The sequence below is a fragment of the Burkholderia sp. LFS061 genome, from assembly GCF_047978125.1.
GTDB lineage: Bacteria > Pseudomonadota > Gammaproteobacteria > Burkholderiales > Burkholderiaceae > Burkholderia > Burkholderia pyrrocinia_C.
On the sequence record NZ_JBFPFS010000010.1, the window covers coordinates 45,166 to 64,656 of the forward strand.

At 64.1% G+C, this 19,491-nt stretch carries 15 protein-coding genes; 1 reads left to right on the forward strand and 14 read right to left on the reverse strand.

The features are described from left to right. Positions 1-56: 56 nt before the first annotated feature. The 14 genes from ACNQQL_RS11915 to ACNQQL_RS11980 all read right to left on the reverse strand — a co-directional run bounded on the left by ACNQQL_RS11915 (position 57) and on the right by ACNQQL_RS11980 (position 18,469). Positions 57-2,336, reverse strand: coding sequence for a hypothetical protein (locus ACNQQL_RS11915; protein WP_347064244.1), 2,280 nt, complete (start codon positions 2,334-2,336; stop codon positions 57-59). Beyond that, a complete protein-coding gene (locus ACNQQL_RS11920; RefSeq protein WP_347064245.1) occupies positions 2,329-3,162 on the reverse strand; it encodes a hypothetical protein in 834 nt (277 codons plus the stop codon). The genes ACNQQL_RS11915 and ACNQQL_RS11920 overlap by 8 nt, the downstream gene beginning before the upstream one ends. Positions 3,163-3,224: 62 nt before the next feature. Then, positions 3,225-4,055 (reverse strand): hypothetical protein, encoded by an 831-nt coding sequence (locus ACNQQL_RS11925; protein WP_416392606.1) that lies wholly within the window; start codon positions 4,053-4,055, stop codon positions 3,225-3,227. Continuing rightward, complete coding sequence (locus tag ACNQQL_RS11930; protein WP_347064246.1) at positions 4,042-5,091, reverse strand: DUF4123 domain-containing protein; 1,050 nt, start codon at positions 5,089-5,091, stop codon at positions 4,042-4,044. Before ACNQQL_RS11930 ends, ACNQQL_RS11925 begins: the two co-directional genes overlap by 14 nt. Further along, positions 5,091-7,649, reverse strand: coding sequence for a type VI secretion system Vgr family protein (locus tag ACNQQL_RS11935; RefSeq protein ID WP_347064247.1), 2,559 nt, complete (start codon positions 7,647-7,649; stop codon positions 5,091-5,093). Before ACNQQL_RS11935 ends, ACNQQL_RS11930 begins: the two co-directional genes overlap by 1 nt. A 113-nt stretch (positions 7,650-7,762) precedes the next feature. Then, a complete protein-coding gene (gene tssA / locus ACNQQL_RS11940) occupies positions 7,763-8,884 on the reverse strand; it encodes a type VI secretion system protein TssA (RefSeq protein ID WP_347064248.1) in 1,122 nt (373 codons plus the stop codon). Between the two features lie 56 nt (positions 8,885-8,940). Beyond that, positions 8,941-11,610 (reverse strand): type VI secretion system ATPase TssH, encoded by a 2,670-nt coding sequence (gene tssH, locus ACNQQL_RS11945; protein ID WP_347064249.1) that lies wholly within the window; start codon positions 11,608-11,610, stop codon positions 8,941-8,943. 44 nt (positions 11,611-11,654) lie between these two features. Next, positions 11,655-12,755, reverse strand: coding sequence for a type VI secretion system baseplate subunit TssG (gene tssG, locus ACNQQL_RS11950; RefSeq protein ID WP_347064250.1), 1,101 nt, complete (start codon positions 12,753-12,755; stop codon positions 11,655-11,657). Beyond that, positions 12,719-14,554 carry a type VI secretion system baseplate subunit TssF gene (gene tssF / locus ACNQQL_RS11955; RefSeq protein WP_072442956.1) on the reverse strand — a complete coding sequence of 612 codons (1,836 nt, stop codon included), beginning with the start codon at positions 14,552-14,554 and terminating at the stop codon, positions 12,719-12,721. The genes tssG and tssF overlap by 37 nt, the downstream gene beginning before the upstream one ends. A gap of 76 nt (positions 14,555-14,630) precedes the next feature. Beyond that, positions 14,631-15,116: a type VI secretion system baseplate subunit TssE gene (tssE, locus tag ACNQQL_RS11960; RefSeq protein ID WP_034183677.1), complete on the reverse strand. Its 486-nt coding sequence runs from the start codon at positions 15,114-15,116 to the stop codon at positions 14,631-14,633. A gap of 62 nt (positions 15,117-15,178) precedes the next feature. Continuing rightward, the gene (locus tag ACNQQL_RS11965; RefSeq protein ID WP_006477093.1) at positions 15,179-15,682 is read right to left on the reverse strand and encodes an Hcp family type VI secretion system effector; all 504 of its coding nucleotides are present in this window, start codon (positions 15,680-15,682) and stop codon (positions 15,179-15,181) included. A 70-nt stretch (positions 15,683-15,752) separates the two neighbouring features. Beyond that, entirely contained in the window at positions 15,753-17,243 is a 1,491-nt protein-coding gene (gene tssC, locus ACNQQL_RS11970) for a type VI secretion system contractile sheath large subunit (protein WP_039320274.1), read from the reverse strand. Positions 17,244-17,258: 15 nt separating this feature from the next. Then, positions 17,259-17,774: a type VI secretion system contractile sheath small subunit gene (gene tssB / locus ACNQQL_RS11975; RefSeq protein WP_006484395.1), complete on the reverse strand. Its 516-nt coding sequence runs from the start codon at positions 17,772-17,774 to the stop codon at positions 17,259-17,261. 47 nt (positions 17,775-17,821) lie between these two features. Beyond that, positions 17,822-18,469, reverse strand: coding sequence for a tetratricopeptide repeat protein (locus tag ACNQQL_RS11980; protein ID WP_072442952.1), 648 nt, complete (start codon positions 18,467-18,469; stop codon positions 17,822-17,824). A 374-nt stretch (positions 18,470-18,843) separates the two neighbouring features. On the opposite strand from ACNQQL_RS11980, the gene tssJ reads away from it, so the two are divergent. Next, positions 18,844-19,455, forward strand: a complete 612-nt coding sequence (gene tssJ, locus ACNQQL_RS11985) for a type VI secretion system lipoprotein TssJ (protein WP_072442950.1) — start codon at positions 18,844-18,846, stop codon at positions 19,453-19,455. The last annotated feature ends 36 nt before the right edge of the window (positions 19,456-19,491 follow it).

The window sequence follows — 19,491 nt, forward strand, 5'->3', positions numbered from 1 at the left end:
CACGACGGGCGACAGCAGCGATGCTGCCGCCCGTTTTCTTTTGCAGTGAACGGCCCTCAATGGGTGGGGGTTGCGCCCCCCTTGTAGCCCCTCGCCCACTCCTGGCTTTGCTTGGCTGCCTGGTCGATACGCGCGGCGGCAAGATCGTCCTTCTTGCGCTTCTTGGCTTCCTTTTCGATATCGGACGAGCCGAATTCGTCCTTGTCCCGCGTGCGAAAGTACAGCGACGGCGCGAGCACGTGGTCCTGCCAGCTCGTCAGCAACGTATCGTGGACGAGCATGTCGAACAACGCCATCACGTCCGGCGGAAGCGGGTGCTTGCCTTCGATCCCTTCCTTCCAGGCCGACACGAGCTCCATCTGGGCTTCGGGCAGCATGGTCGCTTCAACCGCGTCCGCGCTCGCCTTGTTGTTGGAATCCCATGTGTCGGGCATGTTCCGAATGCGCTCCGCGGATTGCCGCAGGCCGTCCTGATAGGACGCGCGGCGCAGCATCTTTTCCGACTCCTTGTGAAGTCGCTCCCACACGGTCGTGTAGTCCTTCGGCGCTTCCGCGATCAGCTTTTCGTAACGCTTCTGTGCCGCATCGCTCGCGGCTTTCATCCCCCGCAGCGTCGCCTGATCGGCCGGGCTGCGGCTGGCCAGCATGCTCATGTTGATCCCCTGCCGCTGCAGCTCCCAGTCGAGCTGCGATTTCGCCGTCTTGCGCTGCAGGTCGGCATCGGCCATGTTGCGCTTCCAGTCGGCAACCGGATCGGACATCGTGCGACGGAACTCGGGATCCAGGTAGCGGACTGCAATCCAGCGCAGGAATATTTTCGAATGTTCGACGAAATCGACGCCGGGTTTGCGGGGGATGAGGGCGCGGTACGCATTAACGAGCGCCTTAATCCTGTACTCCTTTCCGCCGCTCTTGATTGGATCCGAGAGCTTGAAGCGTTTGAACACTGGCGCGTTGTACAGGTACAGATCCTCCATCGTATCCATAATGGCCCCAGCCTTGAGCGCTTCCAGCAACATGTCTTGCAGCGGGACTCGCATCAGTTCTGCATTAAGGCCCAAAGACCCATTTGGTGCTCCACCAACGACATCACAACTCGTGCCCGGATAGAGAAATTGCTCGCCGCGGGTTTTCTCGAGGCTGTCGAGGCGCTGATAGAAGCGCATCTCGTGCGCGGCGGCGAAATGGACACAGCGCTGTACGCTTGCGGGTATGCCGAGGTGCCGATCCTTGTAGCTGGTTTTGAGCATCCCGAGATAAGGCACCATTCCGATCATCTCGCCCGCCTCTTCCGACATGATCGAGGAAACAGCATCAAGCAGACCGACAAATTTGATATGGATCGACACGCCGTCAATAGCGAGATCCATGTCGTCCCTACGCTTGTATTTCTCCGCCAGATCGTTGATGAAGGCACGTGCGAGTACCCCTCCCCGGTCTGCACCGAATACCGACACTTCAACGCAGCGAACCTTCGGCATCTCCTTCTTTACGGCCTTGTACGCAGCCTCGAACTGATCCTTGGCCGCGATCAACCGGGTGTCGACACCCGTTCCGAAAGCCTCCGCCATGACGGCATTGTCGCGCACGATCGGTACGTTCTCCATCACCAGGCCAACGAAAAGACCGCGTGCTACCGCCCATGCCGCCTTGATTGGGGTTCCCTTGATGTTCGCCTTGGCGTCGTTCTTGGCGTTACGCCACAGCAACGTGCCAGTGGCCTTGGTCCGTTCCCAGATTCGTTCCGGCGATGCGTTCAGTACATTCGTGATACGCCGTGCCTGAGCGGGAATGTGCTCGATATCTTTGCGGAAATCCTCGAACGCCTTCTCGATCGGCCGGAGCGAAAAGTCCCCTGCCATGAACTGTTTCCCTACGTCCTTGGCACGCTTACCAAGGTCGGCCTGCTCGATCGGCGTTTTGACGCGCGTGAATGACTTGGCCACCGACTTTGCCCCACTGGCGGCCTTCTTGCCCGCCATTTTGGCTGCGGCTATGCCAAGATTGGCCAAGACACTCGATTTGGCATCTTCGTTCAGGGGCGTACCCAGGCCAGAGTAATAGAAGCGATACCAAAACTGGTTCGCGGGTCGCCTCGGATCCTCGATGTCGCGATGCGCTTCCCAAAGCCGGGCGATATTCGAGTACTGCGAGCTCGATTTGTCATCGATATCGCGATTGCGTCCGAACGCGTCGAAGAAAAAACCCATACGAATCGTCGCCCCGCACGGCATGCAATCGCCCTTCGGGTACATAGCCGCGTTCTGGTTAACGATCTGCATATACACGGATGCCGGTGTTGCGTCATCCGGATCGAGTTTGACTCTCTCAGCCATGCTTTCTCTCCTCCACGCGTGGCGGCGGAACCAGCCCATCGGGTATCACAGGCACGGGTACCGGCTCAAACTTGTCGCTTGTCAATTCGGATCGGGTGCTCGTCGATAGCAATTGCATCGACTTCGCAAACGCTCCCGGCTTGTTGGCATCCGCTTGCAAAATGCGCTGGATCTCGGGATGCGTATCGAACCGGTTGTTAACAAGGAGGTTGTAGTACGCGTACTGCTGCAGATCGTCGAGATCGGTGAGGCGGTATTTCAACCATGCCATCGCTACCACGCGGACAATGCGGCGAAACTGCTGATCGTCACGCTCGTCGTATCGTTTGCTCAACTGCGCCTGATAGCGGCTCGACATCCAACGTGACACATCGATCATCGGAATGCGTGACGCATCCATCAGTGCGCCGGGAAACTGCAACTCGACGTGACGATCTGGGTAAAAATGAACCTCGAGAATTCGATCGCCCACCCTCTCCGGTGCCTGTGATGGCGGCATTACGACCTTTGCCTCGGCGTGAAGCGTCTCCTCGTTGCCTTTGTGCCACTGGTCGACGTCGACATAGTTCCATTTGACCTTGAACTCAGTGCCTTTGAGTGCGTAGCAGCAGGTCACTCCGCCACCGCCCCCCGGCAAGCTATTCCCTCCGCCTGCCTTATTTCCGTAAGCGTCGGTGATCGTAAATCCGTCCAAGTTGTACGGCAGATAATTGTGAGCAGTAACCGAAATCCCGCTATATGTCGGCTCCGACTTTCCGCATGCCGTCATGGCCGCCACGAGCAAACACCCAGTCAGAACACGGCTCGCCAAAGTCAAAAATTTCATTGCTCGATCCATTGATGTTTCCCTTCTAATTGGCGCACGGCCCCGCCATGCTCCCGATACGATCAACTATGTTGCCGCTCCTCCGTACGCGGAGGCGGCAACAAGCCATCCAGAATCCTCGGGACGGTCACTGGATCAAAACTATCGTTCGTCAACGCGGACAGAACATTCTTCGGCAGCGATTGCATCGACTTTGCAAACATCCCCGGCTTGCCGGTGGTCGACTGCAGGACGCGCTGAACCTCAGGATGCGCATCGAACCGGCTGCTCACCAGGAGGCTGTAGTACGCGTACTGCTTCAGATCATCGAGATCAGTCAGCCGGTATTTCAACCATGCTGCGGCAACGACGCGAGCGATGCGCCGATGCGACTGCCCATCCGTGTCATCGAACTTCCCGTCGAGTCTCGCTTGATAGCGAACGCCCATCCATCGCGAAACATCGACGATCGGCACACGTGAATCATCCAGAAGTCCGCCCGGAAACTGAAGCTCGACGTGACGATCGGGGTAAAAATGAACTTCGAGAATACGACTGCCGACCTCCTCGGGAATCGGCGACGGCGGCATCACGACCTTCGTCTCGCTCTGCTGCATTTGCGCGTGCTCCGGTGCCCACCGATCCGCGTCGTAGTACTTCCATCGGACCGTGAATTCAGTTCCCTTGAGCTTGTAGCAACACGTCACGCTGCCGCCCCCCGCACCTGGCGGGTCGTCCCCACCTCCGCTCGCCTTGTTGCCGAACGCATCGGTGATGGTAAAGCCGCTCATGTTGTACGGCAGATAATTCCGGCCCATCACCGAAATCCCGCTATACACCGGCTCCGATTTCCCGCACGCGCTCAAAGCCACCGCAACCAGGCCCACCGCCGCCACCGACCTACGCCACGCCACTGCGCGCCTCCAGCAATTCCCGCTCATGCGCATCGCGAATCGCATCCCACGTGGCATCGTCGATCGCCATCAGCGCAGTATCGACGCCGATTTCCCCGCGTGACGCCGCTTCGAGGCTCGCCTTGACCGCCGGATGCTCGTCGAACTTCGGCGCGACCTGCACGCCCATCGCCACGTAGCACAGCAGCTCCGGTTCGCCGGAGATCCCGTGCCCCGCCGCGCGATCGAGTTGCTCGACAACCTGCCCGTACAGCTCGCCATCGGACAGGTGGTCGACCATCGCCGCCATCGTCTCGCGAAACTTCAGCACGAGCTTGTCCGGATAGCCGAGTTCGATCAGCTGCGCATGCTGCTTCTCGCTCAAGCCCTGCACATCGCCTGCCTGCGCGGCCCCGGCAGACGCCGGCGCATCGTTGCGCCACACGACCTCCTCGAGCCGCCGATTGCGATAGCGGATCTCGCCGAACGGCGCAACGAACTGCTGCGCCTGCGTATCGCTCCACACCAGCCGTAGCCGTCCGAATACGTGATTGTCGAAGAAGAACAGGTAATACGCGCGACCGTTCGGCAGCGCGTACTTCACATATCTGCGCAGATGCGCGTCGAGCGCATCGAACGACCACGTCGACCACAGCCACGTCACCGCGTGCAGATCGACCGCGTCCAGCCACAGCTGGCGCAGCAGCCGATGTTGCTCGGTCCCCTCGTCGTCGAGTGCCTGGCGGTCGAAGGCAATCAGGTACGGCGCGATATCCGTATAGGCGTCGAGATCGGTATCCGTCCAGAGCGACGCGTAGCGCAGGCCGTGCACCGTCACGAGCTGCGTATCCAGCTCCTGATAACCGCGCGTATCGACGAGCGCGTACAGTCGCATCGGCCGGCCCTCGCTGGTCTCGCCCCTCAGCGACGCCTTCAGCGCCTCCAGAAATACCGGCCATTCCGGCTCGCGCGGATTCGGCGCGGCGGCGATGGCCTCGCTCATGTCGGCTGCATCGCTTCCGTCGCCCGCGTTGCCGATGTTGCTCACGTCACCCATCAATCCGCCTCGACCATCGATTCACGCCCGCTATGCGCATTCAGCACGCATTGCTTGCACGTGCCGCCCGGCATGGCGGGCAGCGGATACGGCATGCTCGTCGGGCCGCTGAATGCGTGCTGGGCGCCCTTGATGTCGATCTTCCCTGGCGCGTGAATCTCGATGTTGCCGCCCTTGATCCGCACGTATGCGCCGCCCGAGGTCAGCAGGATCTCCTGTTTGGCGGCCACGTCGACGTTCTCGGTCGACGACACGATCTTGACGACCTTCTGCGCGGTCATCTCGATACTGTCCGCATGCGCCTGAATCTCGACCTTGCCCTTGCCCGCGAACAGCTTGATCCCGGCATTCTGGGCAAACAGGCTGATGCGATCCCTGATACCGGCGATCAACGACTTCCCGCTGGTAATGAAGGTGCTTTGGCCACTGACGATATTGGCCTGCCGATCGCCAGACAGGTGCACCGACTGCTGCGACGCCATCCCGATCCCCGCGGGGCTCGCGAACAGCATCACCGGTTCCTTGAACGCATTCGCACTCCCCGTCCCGCCGCCTGCGGTCCTGCCGCCCGACGATGCACCCGCCACACTGTTCTTCGTCGCGTCGGTGAATTGCTTCAGCGCATCGTGCCCGGTACCGAGGCTTTCGGCCTGATGCATTTCACTGACCTGCGACATCGACTCGAGCAGCCCGTCGGCATTGGCGAGCTGCTGCTGCGCTTCGCTCACATCGAGCGGCTGGCTGTTCGCCTGCTTCGGATGCGTCGTCACGTACAGCCCCTGCGCGGCACGCACGGCGCCGTATGCATCCGTGCGCAGATCGAAACCCGAACCGAGATACGCGCCGCGCGTGTTGCCGCTCTGTTCGATCAGATAGCCGAGATGCAGCAGCGAATTCGCGCTGCTGCTGAACAGGCGCGCACGGTTCTGCCCGGTCGCATCGTCGAGCACCATCTCGTTGTGACCCGATCCCGCATACTCCTTCGACCGGAACCCCGACAGGATCCCGTCGCTATGCCACTGCGGCTTGGCGGCACCGTTGTAGACGCGATGCATCACGATCGGCCGGTCGCAATCCCCGCCGATGTAGCCGATCATCACCTCCTCGCCGACCCGCGGAATATGAACGCCACCATAACCGCCGCCGGTATCCGACTGCACGACGCGCATCCAGCACGACGCGTTTTCGCGACCTTCGCTCTGCCGGTCCCACACGAACATGACCTTGATCCGGTTCAGTTCGTCCGTGTACACCTCCTCGCCTTTCGGTCCGACGACGACAGCCGTTTCGAGCTGCATCGCGGGCTTCCGGTGCTCGAACGGGCTGCGATACGGCACGGCCGCGCGCTGCGCTTCGACTTCGACGAGATAGAACCCGGCCGAACCGTCGTCATGCCCGACTTCGAATGCGCCCGCCTCACCGTGGCCGGCTTTCACCCGTGCCAGCCGATCCTGCAGGCTGTGCGGAAAATTCGCTTCGTGGTCCGAGATCGGCAGGTTGTTCTCGATGTACCGCGACACCTTCAATGCCGCGAATTCTCTGTCTTGCGCCGCATCGCGGTCGTGCTCGGGGTGATCCGCCAGCGTGAAACGCCGCCCGGCGTCGATCCCGCGCACGCCGCCCACGCCGAAGAAGCGCTTCGCGCGCGACTCCCATTCCTCCAGGCGGATCTTCGACAGATGTTCGCCGCGGTCCTGGCTCGCATACGTATATGCGCCGGTGTACTCGTAGATTTCCGTCTGGTTCGGCAGATCGCCCTGGCCGGCCTTCGTCGGCAACGTCGTGCCGTTCGGATTGGCCGCCGAGGACGGCGACTTGTAATCGAACGTGCGTGTGGTGTGCAGCGAACTCTGCAAGGTCCGCGACGCGGCCCATTGCGTGAAACCGGCGGTTTCGATACCCGTTCCCGAGCGGTCGAACCTGACAAGATTCGGCGACAGTTCGTCGACCGCGTGCAGGTCGTCGATAATGACGAGCGTGTGCGCGCTGCCGTCCTCGCCATGCCGCCAGAAACCGAACAGCCCTTCGTCTTCCATCAGGCGATGCACCAAGTTCCAGTCGGTTTCGCTCTGTCGACAGTAGGACCGCGACGGCAGCGGCTTCGACAGCGCGAACTGATACCGCCCCTTGGCCTGCGGATGCGTATCGAACACGTCGGCAAGGATCGTGTCGACACTCTGGTCCTGCCAGTACCGCATGTCGCTGCGGAACTTGAGGAAGTGCATCCATGACGAGAAAGTCAGCTGATAGCTCGACAGGCTGCCGTCCGCGCCGAGCCTGCGCGCCGTATGGATATAGCCGTTGATCGGGAGATACGACTGGTTCGCCTGCTGGATCCACAGCGTCATCGGCTTCGCGATCAGCGTCTTGAGCTCGATGTCGCTCGCGGTGGAAACGAGATCGAGCGTGACGCTGAAATCGCGCCCCAGTTCGGAATGGGTCACGGCCCGACGCGGCACGAGTGCATTGTTCGGCAACGACGGAATGTCCGTCTTCAACAGACGATCCTGCTGAATCAGGCCACCGCGAATCGCCTGTGCGAGTTCGGTCACGTTCATGCGTCATCCATCTTGTTGTTACCGCGATCCCGCGTGGGCCCGCGCGCTCAGGAAACAGCCTTTCTCTCACGGCACCTCGGACACCCCCGAGTAACCTTGGCCCGACACGGTCACTACGACTGCTCGTCCGGCCGCACGCCCAGCAGTTCTCGAATATGCGACAGCGAGCCGTCGTCCTTCACGACGCTCTCGAGCCACTTGTGCAGCGGCATGTCTGCCCATTCGGCCGCCTTGTCGGCAAGATACGCGACCGGGCTGTGCGGCTCGGTCTGACGGAAATAACGCGCCACCGCACGCAACTGGTCGACGGCCTGCGCACGGTTCTGGATGCCGGCGATCATCTGCGTCACCGGAGGACGCGGAGCGGTCTGCGACTGCACGTGGGTCTCCTCGGTCTGGATCGAATTGCCGAACACCGGCTCGATGCGCTCGGGCTGCGCCTGCTGCGCCGCTTGCGTGTGCGGCGCGCTGCCCGTATAGCCCTGCTCGCGCGCGAAGCGCTCGGCGAGCCGGTACACGGTCTCGAACGCGTCGCGGGCCTGCCGGAAGCTCGGCGCCGAATCGCCCGCACGTTCGACGAGCCGCTCCTCGAACGCGTCGAGCGCAAATTCGAACGCCTTCAGGTTCGCCAGCAGCGCCGTGTAGAACGCGATCGACGTCACGCGCCGCGACGCATCGATCTGGTCGATCGACGGCTTGCCGCGCGCGATGTCGTCCGCGTGTTCGGGGTCGCGCTTGATCGACTGCGCGACGTGCTGCGCCACTTCCCAGTCGAGCGTGCTGAACGCGTTCGACGCGCCGTCCGTCAACGGCACCGCGCGCAGCAGCTCGGCCGTGCGGCCGGCCAGCCACGCGACGTTGCCGAGCCGGTACTCGGTGTCGTCGCCTTCGGGCAGCGGGTGCACGCTGTCCCAGAACTCGCGGCACAGGCCCTCGAGCAGCGCATAGCCTTCGGTGAGGCCGGTGATGCCGTCCTCGAGCGCGAGCGCCTCGGTCAGCCATACGGCGAGCCGCAGGTCCTTCGTGCGGGCGCGCAGCAGCTCGCCCGCATGGTCGACGACGAAGCCCCAGTCGGCCTCCTTGATCTCGGTCACCCATTCGCCCTGGTCGAGCGTCGGATCGTCGTAGCGCCGCGCGTCCTGGATCGCGTCGAATTCGTTCGAAAACAGCAGGTCGTCGCCGCTGGGCGACGCGTCGCTGATCGGCGTCAGCAGCTCGGGGAGATTGATCGGCATGGTTCAGTGAATCCGTTGATGCATCAGATGTCGCGCGCGGGGGCTCATTCGACCGCTCATTCGACCGTATAGGCGAATTCGCCGGCCTCGTCCGCGCGCACCGCGATGCGCGCGATGGCCTCGCCGTCGGCGATCCGGCCAAGCACGTGGCCCGCGATCTCCGGCAGCAGCGTGCCGTTCAGGATATGGTCGACATTGCGGGCGCCCGAATCGACCTCGGTGCAGCGCGCGAGCACCGCATCGACGAGCGACTCGTCCCATTCGAACGCGGCCTTGTGGTTCGCGTCGATCCGGCGGCGGATCCGCTCGAGCTTCAGCTCGATGATCTCGGCCAGCACATCGTCGGAAATCGGATAGTACGGCACGACCTTCATCCGGCCGAGGAACGCGGGCTTGAACGTCTTGTACAACTGCGGGCGCAGCGTCTCGGCAAGCGCGTCCGGATCGGGCAACTCCTCGGCCGGCTTGTTCAGGCACGCCTGCATCACCGCTGACGAGCCGACGTTCGACGTCAGGATGATCAGCGTGTTGCGGAAGTCGATCTCGCGCCCTTCCGCGTCGTCCATCGTGCCCTTGTCGAACACCTGGAAGAACATCTCGAGCACGTCGGGGTGCGCCTTCTCGACCTCGTCGAGCAGCACGACGGAATACGGGTTGCGGCGCACGGCCTCGGTCAGCACACCGCCTTCGCCATAACCGACGTAGCCGGGCGGCGAGCCCTTCAGGCCCGACACGCTGTGCGCTTCCTGGTACTCGCTCATGTTGATCGTGACCATCTTGCGCTCGCCGCCGTACAGGATGTCGGCCAGCGCGAGCGCCGTCTCGGTCTTGCCGACGCCCGACGGCCCGACGAACATGAACACGCCGCGCGGCTTGTTCGGATCCTCGAGGTTCGCGGTCGCGGTGCGCACGCGCTGCGCGATCGCGTCGAGCGCGTGGTCCTGGCCGATCACGCGCGCGGTCAGCAGCGGCTGCAGGTTCAGCACGGTGTCGATCTCGTCCTTCACCATCCGGCCGAGCGGAATGCCCGTCCAAGCGGCGACGATCTCGGCGACGACGTGGCCGTCGACCTGCAGCGGCACCATCGGCTCGCCGCCCTGCAGCGCGTGCAGCGCCGCGACGCGTTCCGCGAGCTTGTCGCGCGTCGCCTGCACATCGACCGGCTGGCCGTCCTCGGACGGGCCGCGCGCCTTATCGAGCGTTTCGCGCAATTCGGTGATCTCGGCGACGATCGCGCGCTCGGCCTCGTAGCGCGCTTCGTCCTTCGCGAGTTGCTCCAGCGCCGTGTCGCGCGTACCGCGCAGCTCGCCGAGACGTTCGTCGTGCGGCGCGCCGCCTGCTGCCTCGCGTTCCAGCGACGCGATTTCCGCGTCGATCCGCTCGATCCGCTTCTTCGTGTCGTCGATCGCCGCCGGCGTCGCGCTGTGCGCGAGCGCGACCTTCGCGCATGCGGTGTCGAGCACGCTGATCGCCTTGTCGGGAAGCTGGCGGCCGCTGATGTAGCGGTGCGACAGGCGCACGGCCTCGGTGATCGCATCGTCGAGAATCCGCACGTTGAAGTGCTTCTCCATCAGGCCCGACATGCCGCGCAGCATCGCGGCCGCGAGCGGCTCGCTCGGCTCCTCGACCTTCACGACCTGGAAGCGCCGCGCGAGCGCCGCGTCCTTCTCGAAGTACTTCTTGTATTCGCTCCACGTCGTCGCGGCGATCGTGCGCAGCTCGCCGCGCGCAAGCGCCGGCTTCAGCAGGTTCGCCGCATCGTTCTGGCCGGCCTGGCCGCCCGCGCCGATGATCGTGTGCGCCTCGTCGATGAACAGGATGATCGGATGCGCGCTCTTCTTCACTTCGTCGATCACGCTCTTCAGCCGGTTCTCGAACTCGCCCTTCACGCTCGCGCCGGCCTGCAGCAGCCCCATGTCGAGCACGTGCAGCGCGACGCCGGAGAGCGGCGGCGGCACGTCGTCGGCCGCGATCCGCAGCGCGAGGCCCTCGACGACCGCCGTTTTGCCGACGCCGGCCTCGCCGGTCATGATCGGGTTGTTCTGGCGGCGGCGCATCAGGATGTCGATCGCCTGGCGGATCTCGGCTTCGCGGCCGATCACCGGATCGATCTTGCCGTCGCGCGCGCGCTGCGTGAGGTTGGTCGTGTACGTGTCGAGCGCGGGCGTCTTCGACGGGCCGGCCGCGGGCGCGGCACCGTCGGCGGCCGGCGCCACGCCGCCGTCGTCGGTATCGGCCTGGCGCGGCTCGGCTTCGCTCGACCCTGCCGTGATCTCGTCGAACTTGTGCTTCAGGTCCGTCACGTTCACTTCCGCGAACTGCGACGACATCCGCTGCGCGAACTGAGCGAGATCCGGTGCGGTCAGCAGCGCGAGCAGCAGGTGCCCCGAACGGATGCGGCCGAGCTGCGAATCGAGCGATGCGATCAGCCACGCCTGTTCGAACAGCGCGATCAGGTGCACCGAAAACACCGGCGTACGCGTGTTGCCGGTCTTCAGGCGCGTCAGCTCGCGCTCGAGGTCCGCGCGCAGCGCATGCGGATCGACGCGGCTCGCGCGCAGCGCGAGCGGCAGGTCGCCGGCCGGCTCCTCGAGCAACGCGAGGAACAGGTGCTCCAGATCGACCTCGTAGTGGCCGCGCGCCAGGCACGCGCTCGCCGCACGCTCGGCCGCGTGCCGGCACAGCGGGTTCAGTTTCGTGATCAGGGTCTTCAGAGGCGTGCTCATGGCGTCGATCTCAGGTTCGATTGCGTGTTTGTTGTCGTTCGGAATCAGTGAATCACGTGCAGTTCGTAGCGGGCGTCCGAGCGATCCTCGATCGCGTCGCGCGTGCAGAGGAACGCGTCCCAGCCGAGCCGCGAGCCCGCCCCGAGCACGCTCGCGCCGACCTCGGTGCGCTTGAGCACCAGCTTCACCTCGTATTCGAGCGTGACGCCGGCGAGCAGCGTCAGCATCCGTTCGAGCGCGACGGCCTGCGGGCCGCCGGGCAGGAACGCCTCGTAGTCGCGCTTGGACAGCGGGCCGACGACGATCCGCGCGCGCATGTCGCGCTGCCACACGCGTTCGCCGACGAGCGCCGTCGCGCCGAGCACCGCGTTGACTTCGCCGAGCACGCTCAACTGGTCGGGCGGCACGTCGTACCACTTGCCGACGAACTGGTCGATCTTCACCGGCACGCGGAAATAGTCGGACAGCGTGCGCTGCAGGTACGCGGCCGACATCGGCCGGTGCCGCGCGGCCAGCGCGTAGCCGGCAACGGCTTCGTCGAGCACGCCGCCGGCGCCGGCCGCGAGGCTGTCGCGCACCTCGTCGCTCGGCACGCCCGCGATCGCGAGCAGCAGCGGCAGGTAGCGCTCGTCGCGGTCGAGCTCGTAATGGAACGGCAGCCGGTATTTCTTCCACGCCGCATAGAACAGCGCGGTCGCACGGTTCGAGAACACGTCGAAGAACGCGCGCGCCGCGTGGTCGCGCTTCAGGTGCTCGCGCGCGACGATCTGCTCGGTGTAGTGCAGCGGCAGCGCGCCCTGCCCGCCGAGCAGCCCGAAGAACGCGGGCGTCAGCTCGACGTGGCCGAGCTCGCCGGCCGCGAGCGCGGCGCCGCGCTGCTCGCCCGAATCGAGCAGCGTGCCGTCGTCGTCAAACGAGCGAGCGCCCTCGATCTCGCTCGGCGGAAAGCCGAGCGACAGCGTGTTGCGGAATTCGATGCGTTGCGCGACCACATCGCCCTGCCGCCATGCGCCGGGGGCATCCGACGCCTGCCGCGCGAACAGCCCTTCGAGCACGCGCACCGCCTGGAAGAATTCGAAGCGGTGCGGCTCGTCGAGCAGCGCGTCGACTACGCCAGGATCGATTCGCCGGTCCGGGGCTTGCATCGGATGATCTCCTCGCCGGTGCGTTTCGACACGACGACTAGTTGAACGAAACTGTTGAGGTGGACGTAAAGCCCGAAGAAGCTGTCGAGCACGCGCACGAACGACGCGAGGCTCGCGCCGACGAAGTGCTCCTCGTCGATCGTCAGGCGGATCTCGATGCCGCGCACGAAGGTCGCGAACGGCTTGCCGGGCAGCCACTGCACCGCGCCGCGCTGCTCGATGCCGGCGAGGCCGTCGATCTGGCGCATCGACACGGCGGTACGCCGCAGGTCGTACAGCGTCAGCATTTCCTTCAGCGGCGCGAGGCCGTGCGCGACCAGCGACACGTGATTGAGCGCGAGGTGCGACACGAGCCGCCAGTGCGCGGCGCGGCCGCGCTCGAAGCGCACGCTCTGCGTCGGGCGGCGCAGCATCGAGATGCCGCTGGTCTGCGCGCCGCCTTCCTGGAACAGGTCACCGCCTTCGAGGCCGAACGCGAGCATTGCCGGCAGGTCGCGGTTCGTGCAGGTGAGGTCGAGGCTCAGCGTGTCGGTCTGCGGCGACGTCGGCTCGAAGTCGATGTCGACGATCGAGATCTCGGTTTCGTAGCCGGGGCTCTTCTGCGCGACCCAGTCGTTGCGGCGCGCGAACCAGTAGTGACCGATCCGCGCCGCTTCGCCGTGATGCAGCGAATAGAACGGCCGGAACTCGATCACCGATTCTTCATGCGCCTGCTGTCTGACGAGCTTCACCGAGTCGATCGAGTACACCTCGTACGCGAACGCGCGGCGCGCCTCGGCGATCACCGGGTAGGACACCGCGCGGTGCGTGATGCGGATCGGCTCGCCGTGCTGGCGGAACAGGTTGACGATCGGCGTGCAGAACAGCCGGAAGTGGCTTGCCGTCAGCAGCTCGAGCAGCCGTGCGACGTGCGAATCGCTGCGCACGTCCTGCAGCACCAGATGCAGCGTCGCGCGCTGGCAGCGGCCCGACGCACGCGCGATCGCCGCGAGGTCGAAATCGACGAAATCGAACTTGTCGGGGAACGCGAAGTATTCGGTGAGCAGGCGATACGCGGGATGCGATTTCGCCGGGTAATCGATCAGCGCGCCGTCCTCGTCGAAGCCGGCCTGCTCGATCGGCAGCTTGCGCAGCGCGGTCCAGCGGCCGTTGCGTTCGGGCTCGACATACGCGCCAAGCACGTTGACGAACAGGCAGTCGGTCAGCGCGGCGACGAACGACTGCTCGCCGTGCAGATGCGCGCGCAGCGTCGGCACCTTCAGCGCGCCGAGATCGAGCTGCGCGGCGAGCGACTCGAACGTGATCGAGATCACGCCCGTCGCGTTGGACGGCAGCACCGTCGCGCTCGGCGCGAGCGCGACCGGCGTGTAGCGCGCTTCCGAGATGCGGACCGGTGCGAGCGTCACGTCGTAGGCGGTGCGGAACCGGCACTGCACGCCGCGGATCGGGCGGCTCTTCAGCTCGGTGCCGCGATCGATCACGACCGGTTCGGTCTGCTGGCCGGGCGAAGCCGGCGTGAACTGCGCGATCGAGCACGACGGGAACGGCCGCAGGTAGTGCGGATACAGCACTTCCAGCAGCGCTTCGGTGAATTCGGGGTAGTCGTCGTCGAGCTTCTTGTTGATGCGCGCGCCGAGCAGCGCGAACGACTCGATCATCCGCTCGACGTGCGGATCCTCGCAATGCTCGCCGGACAACGCGAGCCGCGCCGCGATCTTCGGATAGCGTTCGGCGAAATCTCGCGAATAGCGCCGCAAAAACGATAATTCGCGCTCGTAATACGGCAGCAATTCTTCCATCGACGACCCCGAACCTCAATATTTCCTGCCGGACCTGATCGACCACCGGGCGGTCCGGCCCGCTCGGCGGCTTGATTTACTGCATTCTCGCGGCGCGTGCGCGCGTGACCGAATACTGCAGCGTCGACGGCTGCAGCATCGCGTCGAAATTCACCGGCTCCTCGGCCGGGTGCACGACGAGCAGCGCCTGGATCGCGAAGTAGAGAGCGTTGGTCGCCTGCTCGTTCAGCTCGAACGTCACCTGTACCTGCTGCAGGCGCGGCTCATGGCGCGCGATGGCCTGCTGGATCGACTTGCAGATGAACGCGCGGTCGTAGTGACTCGCGAGGCTCAGCCCCGCGAAATCGTTCAGCCCGTAGGTCAGCACCGATTTCTGGCATTCCGGCAACGCGGCCAGCTCGTTCTCGGTGTGCGCGATACGGGTGTTGAGGATCGCCTCGACGTCGCGGGCGACCGTGGTCTTGAGCTCGTCCAGCGACAATTGCCGCATCGCCGCCGAGGCCGGCAGGTGCGGTTCGTCGTCGAACAGCTTGTCGAGAAAACTGGGTTCGAATCGTTTCATCGGCCGGTATGAACTACGAAAACGGCAACGGGACGCCGTGCGCCCCGTTGCCGCAACCGACCTTAGACCGCGTAGGTCTTGTCGTTCTTCGTCAGACTCCAGGCGCCCTGCGTGTTGCCGCCCTGGTTGCCGCCGATCTTCTGCTGGGTTTGCTTCCACTGCACGGCCGCGTACTTCAGCGAGAACGTCTCGAGCGGCAGACCTTCTTCGCGAACGCTCGGGGCGATGCTCGAGATGATCACGTACTTGAGCTTGACTTCCAGATACTGCACGCGCTTGCCTTCACCGTCTGCGCGCGAGAAATGGACCGTCACCTCGTCGAACGTGGTGCCGCCCGAGGCGTGCTGGTACAGCAGCGGGCTCGACGAATCGATTTCCTTCGTGAAAATCATGTCGCCGTGCTCGCAACGCGTCATCGTGTGACCGCCAGCGGTCGATGCGGTTGCCGAACGCGGCTGAACGATCGAGTGATCCCACGATTTCAGTTCGATCCAGCCCTGATGGTCTTTGTCCGCGGATTCGCCCTTCACCGCCGGACTACCAAACTGCAAGTGCATATGTAACATGGCCCTTCGACTCCCCAAAGAGGTGGTTTTAACGTCCTACCCAGGCGGCCCGCCCGGGCGATTTACTCGCTTATGAATTTGCCGGTTTGGGCAGATCAGCGACAAGTCGCAGAGAAATCGAGAGTTCGTCGAGCTGAAAGTGCGGGCGCAGGAATGCGACCGAACGATACGAGCCCGGCTTGCCCGGAATCTCCGACACTTGTATGGATGCCTCGCGCAGCGGGAATTGCGCTTTCTGTTCCTGCGAGGCATTGTCGTCGAGCAGGACGTACTGCGAAATCCACCGGTTGAGGAAAGTCTCCACGTTCTGCGCCGATGCGAAGCTGCCGATCTTGTCCCGCATCATCGCCTTCAGGTAGTGCGCGACGCGCGATACCGAGAAGATGTACTGAAGCTGGGCGGACAGGACGGCGTTCGCATTCGCGCTGTCGGTGCTGTATTTCTTCGGCTTCTGCACCGACTGCGCAGCGAAGAACGCGGCGTAATCTGAGTTCTTGCAATGGACGAGCGGGATGAAGCCGAGGTCGCTCAGCTCCTTCTCGCGGCGATCGGTGATCGCGATCTCGGTCGGGCACTTCAGCGCGACTTCGCCGTCGTCGGTCTTGAACGTGTGGGTCGGCAGGTCCTCGACGAGGCCGCCGCCTTCGACGCCGCGGATCGCCGCGCACCAGCCGAAGTCGTCGAACGCGGCCGTCAGGCGTGCAGCGAACGCCCACGCGGCGTTGCACCACAGGTACTTGTCGTGCTCGGTGCCGTCGACGTCCTCGACGAAGTTGAAGTTCTCCGCGGTCTGGCCGTCCTTCGGATTGAACGGCAGGCGGCCGAGGAAGCGCGGCAGCGTCAGGCCGACATAGCGCGAATCCTCGGCGTCGCGGAACGACTTCCACTTCGCGTATTCGACGGTATCGAACACCTTGCCGAGATCGCGCGGCTTGCCGAGGTCGGAGAACGACTCGAGGCCGAGCAGCTCGGGCGATGCCGACGCGATGAACGGCGCGTGCGCGGCCGCCGCGACGTGCGACATCTGCTCGATGAAGTACATGTCTTCCGGCTGGCGCGAGATCTCGTAATCGCCGATCAGCGCACCGAACGGCGAGCCGCCGAACGTGCCGAATTCTTCTTCGTAGACCTTCTTGAACAGCGCGCTCTGGTCGAACTCGCTCGCGCCCTTGAAGTCGCGCACGAGGTCGCGCTTCGGTGCGTGCAGCGCCTTGATCTTGATCGTCTGGCCCGTATTGCTTTCCTTGACCAGGTAATCCATCCCGCGCCACGTGCTTTCGAGGCGCTGGAATTCCGGCGCGTGCATCACCGCGGAAAGCTGCGTGGAAATCAGGCGGTCGAGTTCCGCGACGCGCGCGTCGATCGTGGCCGACAGGTTGTCCGACACGATCACCGTGCCGTCGAGCACCTGGTGCACGAGTTCGCCGATCAGGTCCTTCGCGCGCGCATGTTCGGAATCGGATTTCGCGACCTTGCTCTTCTCGACGATGTCGTCGAGCAACGAGGTCCCGGCGGCGTATTCCGCGCCGCTGGCTTGGGCCGCAGCCGTTTGCTGGTTCATCTCAACACTCCGTCGTCATTCGCCGTCTTTGTCGCCGCCGGTGCCCTTCGCGAGCTCCTGCAGCTGCTGCGTGTTCTTCAGCACCTCGGACAGCAGATCCTCGAGCTTGTCGTTGCCGGCGAGCTTGTTGCGCAGGTCGGCGAGCTTCGAGCGCGCCTCGAGCAGGCGGCGCAGCGGCTCGACCTGTTCGACGACTTCGTCCGGGCTGAAATCCGACAGCGAGCGGAACTTCAGGTCGACCGCGAACTTGCCGCCTTCCGGGCTCAGGCGGTTTTCCACCTGGAACGCGGCACGCGGCTCGATCGCCTTCATCACGTCGTCGAAGTTGTCGCGGTCGATATTGACGAACTTGCGGTCGCGCAGCTTCGGCTGCTCGATTTCGGACTGGCCCGCCAGATCGCCGACGACCCCGACGACGAACGGCAGTTCCTTCACCTCGATCGCGTCGCCCTTCTCGACCTCATAGGTCAGCTGGACGCGCGGCGGCCGTATTTTCTGCAAGCTTTTCTGAATGCTTTCTTTCTTGGCCATCGACGGCTCCCAGGTTAGTTGTGGTTTTCGCGTCAGTTGCTTTCGCGTCAGTTGCGCAGCGCGCTGAACGGGTCGGCGCCGCCTTTCTGCGGCGCGCTGCCGCTCGACGTCGGCGGGGGCGGAGGCGGCGTCGTGGCGCCGCTGTCCGCTGGTGCCGCCGCGCCGGCTGCCACCTTCGGGCGGTGAATCGGGCGGCGGATCTTCTTCGTTTGCGATTTCTGCTCCGGCGGGAACAGCGCCGATTCGCCCAGCGTGTCGCGCAGTTGCTTCGCGAGCGTCTGCGCGTCCGACTTCGCGTCGCCCGCGAGCGACGCATCCTGGCGCAATTCGCCGAGCGACTGCGTCGCGATCCGCAGGCCGGCGACGGCCAGCACGCTCTTCGCCTGCCGGTCGGTCGCATCGCGCTGCAGCGCTTCCTGGGCAGCGACGATCGCCTGGCCGTAGTGGTTCTGTGCGAACTGGATCTGCGCGATGCGCGACCACGGCTCCTCGCGCGTCGGATCCGACTTCGCGAGCTGCTGATACAGGCCGAGAGCCTTGTCCTGATCACCCGACTTCGCAACGGCGTCCGCATCGGCCAGCGACTTGTTGAAAACCTCGGCGCTCGGCGGCGTGGTCGACTGGCTCGCACAGCCGGCGATCACGCCGCAAGCCAGCACTACCCCAGACAGTTTTGCGAAGAGACGGTCTTTCATCGTTATATCCACCGGCGCGTGAGTTTTAAAATCGTTGAGAATCTGGTTCTTTTGCTTTGCAAGAAGCGCGCGGGTATAGTACCGATCAATTTTTCATAATTCAATCGTCGTGTGAAGAGTAATTCCTTTTAAAACCGGGCGCTCCCCCCTCGAATGACCTCTCGCTGCGGGCTCGCGGCGGTTTTTCCTTCGGCCGGGACGCGCAAGTTTTACTGGCCGCACGACGCGCCGCCCGGGTGGCGGAAAAAATTTCCGGGCGCTTGCCGCGACGCAGGCGTGCTTAATAATTGAGCGATGCAATGTCGGGGATACGCAGCGAACGCGGAAATACCCGGCAGTTTTGACAGGGATAAAGGCGGCACGCCGGAAACACGATGAGATCGTCCATGATTCGCTACGCGCTGCCGCTGGTTGCCTGCGCCCTTCTGGCCGGATGCGCGGCCGCCCCGCTGCTCGGCTCGGCCGCGAGCGCCGTGATGTCGGCCGCCGGCATCGGCAAGCCCGAGCTGCCGGACGCACAGAAGCCGCCGCGCAATCTCGGGATCACGCTGGCTGCCGCGCCGAACCTGAATGCCGCGACCGACCACAAGCCGCTCGCGCTCGTCGTGCGGCTCTACGCGCTGAAGGATCCGACGTCGTTCCAGCAGGCGCCGTTCGACGCGTTCACCGATCCGACCAAGGAAAAGGCCGCGCTCGGCGCCGACCTGCTGAATGTGCGTGAAATCACGCTGATTCCGGGCCAGCGCTATACGGCGACCGAGAAAGTCTCGCGCGAAGCGCAGGCATTCGGCATCGTCGCGCTGTTCCGCGATCCCGCACTGCAACGATGGAAACTGACGTTCGATCCGGCGAAGTCGGAGAAATCCGGCATAATCATCGGCCTGCATAATTGCGCGATGACGGTCACCGACGGCACCGTCATCGCACCGCAACAGGGTGCGCCTTCACAACCGCTGAATATGCTTTCCTCTGTGTCCTGCGGTTAAACATGACGCACGAATGTCAATTAACAAGAGTTAACA

What these genes read in the sequence shown, in the direction of transcription:
- ACNQQL_RS11915 (WP_347064244.1), bottom strand. Translation starts at nt 2,336, where the DNA reads ATGGCTGAGAGAGTCAAACTCGATCCGGATGACGCAACACCGGCATCC.
- ACNQQL_RS11920 (WP_347064245.1), bottom strand. Translation starts at nt 3,162, where the DNA reads ATGAAATTTTTGACTTTGGCGAGCCGTGTTCTGACTGGGTGTTTGCTC.
- ACNQQL_RS11930 (WP_347064246.1), bottom strand. Translation starts at nt 5,091, where the DNA reads ATGGGTGACGTGAGCAACATCGGCAACGCGGGCGACGGAAGCGATGCA.
- ACNQQL_RS11935 (WP_347064247.1), bottom strand. Translation starts at nt 7,649, where the DNA reads ATGAACGTGACCGAACTCGCACAGGCGATTCGCGGTGGCCTGATTCAG.
- tssA (WP_347064248.1), bottom strand. Translation starts at nt 8,884, where the DNA reads ATGCCGATCAATCTCCCCGAGCTGCTGACGCCGATCAGCGACGCGTCG.
- tssH (WP_347064249.1), bottom strand. Translation starts at nt 11,610, where the DNA reads ATGAGCACGCCTCTGAAGACCCTGATCACGAAACTGAACCCGCTGTGC.
- tssG (WP_347064250.1), bottom strand. Translation starts at nt 12,755, where the DNA reads ATGCAAGCCCCGGACCGGCGAATCGATCCTGGCGTAGTCGACGCGCTG.
- tssF (WP_072442956.1), bottom strand. Translation starts at nt 14,554, where the DNA reads ATGGAAGAATTGCTGCCGTATTACGAGCGCGAATTATCGTTTTTGCGG.
- tssE (WP_034183677.1), bottom strand. Translation starts at nt 15,116, where the DNA reads ATGAAACGATTCGAACCCAGTTTTCTCGACAAGCTGTTCGACGACGAA.
- ACNQQL_RS11965 (WP_006477093.1), bottom strand. Translation starts at nt 15,682, where the DNA reads ATGTTACATATGCACTTGCAGTTTGGTAGTCCGGCGGTGAAGGGCGAA.
- tssC (WP_039320274.1), bottom strand. Translation starts at nt 17,243, where the DNA reads ATGAACCAGCAAACGGCTGCGGCCCAAGCCAGCGGCGCGGAATACGCC.
- tssB (WP_006484395.1), bottom strand. Translation starts at nt 17,774, where the DNA reads ATGGCCAAGAAAGAAAGCATTCAGAAAAGCTTGCAGAAAATACGGCCG.
- ACNQQL_RS11980 (WP_072442952.1), bottom strand. Translation starts at nt 18,469, where the DNA reads ATGAAAGACCGTCTCTTCGCAAAACTGTCTGGGGTAGTGCTGGCTTGC.
- tssJ (WP_072442950.1), top strand. Translation starts at nt 18,844, where the DNA reads ATGAGATCGTCCATGATTCGCTACGCGCTGCCGCTGGTTGCCTGCGCC.